At 64.8% G+C, this 5,244-nt stretch carries 4 protein-coding genes, 2 tRNA genes and 1 pseudogene; 2 read left to right on the top strand and 5 right to left on the bottom strand.

The features are described 5' to 3' along the window. Window positions 1–48 precede the first annotated feature (48 nt). A tRNA-Gly gene (locus tag ACFMO5_RS01480) sits at window positions 49–121 on the top strand. Window positions 122–123: 2 nt separating this feature from the next. Next, window positions 124–195, top strand: a tRNA-Cys gene (locus tag ACFMO5_RS01485). 256 nt (window positions 196–451) lie between these two features. On the opposite strand, the gene ACFMO5_RS01490 is transcribed toward ACFMO5_RS01485, so the two are convergent. From ACFMO5_RS01490 to ACFMO5_RS01510, 5 genes and pseudogenes are all read right to left on the bottom strand, one after another. Continuing rightward, window positions 452–2,470: a chloride channel protein gene (locus tag ACFMO5_RS01490; RefSeq protein WP_376791000.1), complete on the bottom strand. Its 2,019-nt coding sequence runs from the start codon at window positions 2,468–2,470 to the stop codon at window positions 452–454. Between the two features lie 129 nt (window positions 2,471–2,599). Continuing rightward, window positions 2,600–3,103 (bottom strand): annotated as a pseudogene (locus ACFMO5_RS01495) (transposase family protein); the annotation flags it as partial. Between the two features lie 39 nt (window positions 3,104–3,142). Beyond that, a complete protein-coding gene (locus ACFMO5_RS01500; RefSeq protein WP_376791001.1) occupies window positions 3,143–3,421 on the bottom strand; it encodes a hypothetical protein in 279 nt (92 codons plus the stop codon). A gap of 748 nt (window positions 3,422–4,169) precedes the next feature. After that, the gene (locus ACFMO5_RS01505) at window positions 4,170–4,319 is read right to left on the bottom strand and encodes a hypothetical protein (RefSeq protein WP_376791002.1); all 150 of its coding nucleotides are present in this window, start codon (window positions 4,317–4,319) and stop codon (window positions 4,170–4,172) included. A gap of 169 nt (window positions 4,320–4,488) precedes the next feature. Beyond that, window positions 4,489–5,244: DUF3782 domain-containing protein (locus ACFMO5_RS01510; RefSeq protein ID WP_376791003.1), on the bottom strand; the 756-nt coding region annotated here is incomplete at its 5' end.

The raw sequence follows: 5,244 nt of genomic DNA on the forward strand, positions 1-5,244 counted from the left end.
CTGAAAACCGGGGGGTCGGCGGTTCGATTCCGCCTCTCGGCATTGCAGGCGGGCGTAGCTCAGTTGGTGGAGCGCCTCCTTGCCATGGAGGAGGTCGCGGGTTCGAGTCCCGTCGCCCGCTCTGGCGGCGTAGCCGAGTGGCTCAGGCAGGGGTCTGCAAAACCCCGGACGTGGGTTCGATTCCCACCGCCGCCTCTCCTTAAAATCCAACGCCCCGGGGTTCTTTTTCCCCGGGGCGTTTTGCGTTTTTATGGGGAACGCACGCTTTGCGTGAAGTGGTCAATGCCTGGCGCAGGGAGCATCAAGCAGATCACGCGCCTTATCCCCTCGGAAGAGGCCGCCGCTCGTCTGGAGCCCAAGCCGCAGACGTTGATTTGGAAACCACCCTCGCCTCCTACGCCACAGAGGTGAGTACCCGCCCCATCTCTCGGGGGATACCTCTTCGGATAGGTCATTTCTCTGCTTCGGTTTTGGGTTGTGGGCGGGAGGTACAGAGGGTGCGGAGGATTTCCGCCGATCCCGACTCTGTGACCACCGTCAGAACGTCGCCTGGGAGGATGACGGTGTCACCGCGCGGGATGAGGACCCGGTTCCCCCGCCGGATCGCCGCGATCAGGCAGTCCCGGGGCCAATGGATCTCGCGGACCGGGCGCTTGGCACACGGGGAGTCCGGCTCCACCCGGATTTCCTCTACATGGGCTCCGCTGAGAATGCCCAGGCGGACCTCTTGGGCCCGGTGGCGGAGGGCGGTCCGACGGGCGACGGCGATGTGGTAGGCGCGCGTCACGTCCACCCGCTGCAGGAAGCCAACCAGGCGGCGAGGGTTTTGCCGATCCACAACGGGCAACCGGCCCAGGTCCCTCTCGCTCATCCGCCGCAGCGCCACATCCAGCGTCTCATCCGGGTAGGCGACGACCAGTTGCCGCGTGCAGATGTCGCCCACCGTCTGGGCCGGGAGCCCCCGCGCGTGGGCCGTCTCCACATCCTCCAGCGTCAGGATGCCGCAGAGGTCGCCGTCCGCGTTCACCACGGGCAGTCCGTGCGTTCGCAACCGGGCCATACGCTCCAGCGCGGCCTGGAGGGGATCCGTTTCCCGCAGAGGCTCCACATCCCTCTGCATGACCTCGCCGACGGTGAGCATGCTCAGCACCTCCACATCGCGGCCGCGCTCAATGCGGATGCCTCGGCGGGTCAGTTCCACCGTGTACACCGAATCCCGCTGGAGCCGCTGGGAGAGAAGCATGCTGATGGGGACGGCGAACATTAGGGGGAGGATGATGCGATAATCGCCGGTCATTTCAAAGGCCAGCATGGTGGCGGTGAGGGGGGCCCGAATGGCCCCGCCCAGCAGGGCGGCCATGCCGACCAGTGCGAAGGCCGATGGGATCAGTCCCAAGCCGGGGAAGAGGTCTCGGCAGAGGGTGCCGTAGGCTCCGCCCGCCATCGCGCCCAGGAAGAGAGCCGGCGCAAAGACACCACCCATAAATCCGCCCCCGATGCTCAGCGGCGTCAGAACTAGTTTGGCCCCCAGCAGCGCAACCAGGAGCATCAGAGACATCCGCTCGCCCAGCAGGACTTTCTCTACCGTCGGGTAGCCGATTCCCATCACCTGGGGCAGGAAGAGGCCCACGGCGCCCACGCCCAGGCCGGCGACGGCGGGTTTGAGCCAGCGAGGGGCGGGCCACTGGGCGAACCGGTCCCGTGCCGTGGAGAGGAAGTAGATGTAGGCGGCCGAAAGGAGCCCTGTCAGAAGGCCCAGTCCGAAGTAGAAGAGGAGTTCCACGGCCGAGTGGAAGGAGTACGCCGGGATGGTGAAAGCCGGCTGAGGGCCGGAGATGGCCTGGGTCAGGATGGCCGAGGCGACGGCCGCCAGAAGGATGAGGCCCAGTGCGTTGCTGCTGATTTCGCCCAGGATGATTTCCAGGGCGAAGAAGACACCGGCGATGGGGGCGTTAAACGCGGCGGCAATCCCCGCCGCCGCCCCCGCGCCGACCATGGCCTGGACCCGCTCGTCGGGGAAGTGCATCCGTTGCCCCAGCATCGAGCCGATTCCGGCGCCGATCTGCACAGAGGGGTCCTCCGGGCCCACCGACGCGCCGGTGCCGATGGAAAGGGCGGCCAGGAGGGCCTTCACGGGCGATCGCCAGTACCGCAGGCGTCCTCCTGCCAGTGCGACGGCTTCTATAATCCCCGCCACGCCGGGGTATCGTTCTTCGCCCAAGAGGAAATGGGAAGCCAGCCCTACGAAGAAGCCGCCGAGGACCGGGAGCACCAGTGCTGTCCACCAGCCCAGGAGAGACCTGATGCTGGCCTGCGTGCTCCATTGGGCCAGCGCGATGGCCTGTTTGAAAAGCCAGACGCCGATGGCTGTCATCAGCCCCAGCAGGATCGCCGTCCCGCTCATGAGCAGGGGGACAGGCAGCGGCCATGTTTTTGGAAAGAACCGGATCGCGGCAGAAGTTTTCCTCATTTTTCCCCTCCCTTTTTCCGGCTTTGATGCCTCCATTGCTTGTCCGGGACAGATCAGGAGGGCTTCTTGTTTGGATTCCTTTACAGCCGGCTCAGGTTACCGCATCACGATCTGACATCCCCGGATGCGTCATTCGCAATCCTTTTTCCCGTAAGGGGGATGTTCCACCCTTACGGATGGGGGAACGGATGCTGCGCTGCTTTCCGCCTTCTGGCACCGTCGATCCATCCGGAAGCGCATGACCCCCACCACCGTCAGGAACACCGAGTCATTGAGCGAACGCATCGGGCGGAACACCGACAACCAGATCCGAAAACGCTTTCGCCAGCGGAACAGATGCTCCGCCGCCATCCGCACCGAAGCCCATTCCGGGTGGGCCCGCTGCGGATCCGGAAGCAACGGAGGATTCTGCCACGCCTGGTGCGGGGTCGCAAGGATCCGGTCCGGGTCGTCGTTCGGCAGCCCATCGAAGCTCGCATCCCCGAACACTGAAACGGATTCGTGGATCTGTCCGACAATGCCCGATTCCACCGCCAGGCTCCAATCGTGTTGGGCGCCGGGTGCCGAGGGGGTCACCCCCCGGATGCGCCTTTCCTCAGCGAGCACCCTCACCGTTTTGTGGGTATGGGCCTTCCGGCGTCCCGAGTCGTGTGGCCGCTGCGTCTCATCGCCCTACGGGCGCTGGATGTGTTGTTCCGTTCCATCGATCATGGCCAGCCCATCGGGGCGGGCCTTCAGAGCCTCCTCGATGGTCTTCCCCTCCCCTTGGCGGGGAGAGCGGGGCCAGCCCAATGAGGCGAGCCCCAGCTTTTGTAAGGCGCTCCCCACCCGCCGGGTGTTCCGAGGGACCGGGGCCGGGTCCACCTCGAAACCGAAGGCCAGGGTCTCGGTGTTTCCGGATGGCGGAAGCCCGATGCGAGTCATGATCGGGGGGCGGCGATCTTGGCTCATATCAGCTTTAAGGTGAAACGGCGAGATCCGGCGTCTCAGGATCCCTCTCCCTTCGAATCCTTCCGATCCGCGGAGGGATCCGATGCGGCCCAACATCCTCCATGAGTTTTTGAGTGCATAGAAGTGCTGCAAAGCGCTATAAATATCATTTGATGGGGTCTATGTTGAGGCGATGAAGGGCCTTTAGACTGGACCACAAAACTTTCTCCGCGCATTTCGTGGCGCTCCTAACAAGAAGTTTCGCATTGCTGAGCGAATCTCTGAACGTGGAGGGGACCGCTGGCTCCTGGAGCGCATCGACGGTGCCCATTTCACCTTAAAACCGACATAAGCCGCGATCTTTTCGCCCGCCGCCGATGGCCCAGCGGCGGTCCGGGCGGCTCCGCCGTTCTCTTTCCTGTGGTTACTAAATGGGGAGAAACCGGGCCAAGATCTCTTCCCTTCGAACCCATCCCAGGTGAAGCCGGTCAAGGATCGAAAGCGCTGGGGCTTCGGACGGAGGACCTCCACGCGAAACACGGCTGGCCCTTCACGAGGAGTGGTCTTCCCTTGAAGGATACCTCAGTCTATTTGGGCAACGGGTCTAATAAAAAAGCCGCCTTCCCCTCCCTTCGGGAAGGCGGCGGGCGATGGCCCCCAGTTAGGGGATGGGTGAGGCACTGTGTGCACCCGAATTCTTCCACTTATCCCTGGCGCTGGGGTGGGGGTGGGGGATCTCGTGAGGGAGGCAGGCGAGGCTGTCCGTCAGTCACCAGACCCCTTGTTCCCGCGCCGCTGTCCGCGCCAGCGGATGGATCTCCGGCCCGGCCACCACGGCCAGGGCTTCCGCCTCTGGCACTGCCTTCCGCAGGATCCCCGCCTGTCGGGCCGCCCGCGCTCCATCCTCCGAGTCCGCCATGGCGGAGACCTCCACCACCCAATCGGTCTTCCCCTCCCGCTCCCCGGGGCGCGCGGAGGACGGGGATCTCATGAGGGGCGAAGGCAGAGCTGTTCTTCAGCCATCAGACGCCATGTTCTCGGGCCTTTAGGACGCGGTGGAGACAGTGCGCGCGGAACAACCGGATGCCTCACTCGCTGAGGATCTCCTCCGGCTCCCCATAGATCTCCCATCCCATCCAGCGGGCCTGCTCCTCGACTTCCGGTTCATACCATGGCGTCACCAGGATGCGCCGCTGCACGGACTGACCCGTGCGTTTTTCGTAGAACCTCACCTTGCGCTCCAGGATGGGGAGGATCTCCCGCCCCACAGAGGTCTTCAACTCAATCACCATCCTCACCCCGTTCCGGATCACCACATCCAGTTCCACGGTGGCCGGATAGCCAAATACCTCCCCTTCGGGATCCGAGGCGGCCCACCGTTCGACCTGGAATCCGACGTCCTTTAGAACGGCCCGCATCCCCTCACGCCAGGCGGCTTCGCTTCGCAATCCCCAGCGGGCCCCAAAAGCATTCAACCGGCGAAGAATTCGCTGCTCCATCTGTCCCAACCGCTCCTCCGTCCGCCGCTGGGCCTCCGCCAGCGCTCGAATCGCCTCCGCCAGCTCGGCGAAGCGCCGATCGGCCTCCGTTCGCACTGCGGCCACGTCCTCCCGGAGCTCCGCGAAGCGTCGCTCGGTATCCGCCTGCAGCGCCGCAAGCTCCTCCCGGAGCTCGGCGAAGCGCTGCTCCGTCTCCGCCCGATAAGCGGCGAACTCCTCGTAATGCCGCCGCTGCGCCTCCGTCAGCGCCGTCACCGACTCCGTGAGGGCCTGGAGCGCCTGCTCCACCTTCCCCATCCGGGTGGAGAGCCGCTTCAACGTCTTCGGCGACTCCAACAGATCCTT

Origin of the sequence: Thermoflexus sp., assembly GCF_042408365.1 — a bacterium.
GTDB lineage: Bacteria > Chloroflexota > Anaerolineae > Thermoflexales > Thermoflexaceae > Thermoflexus.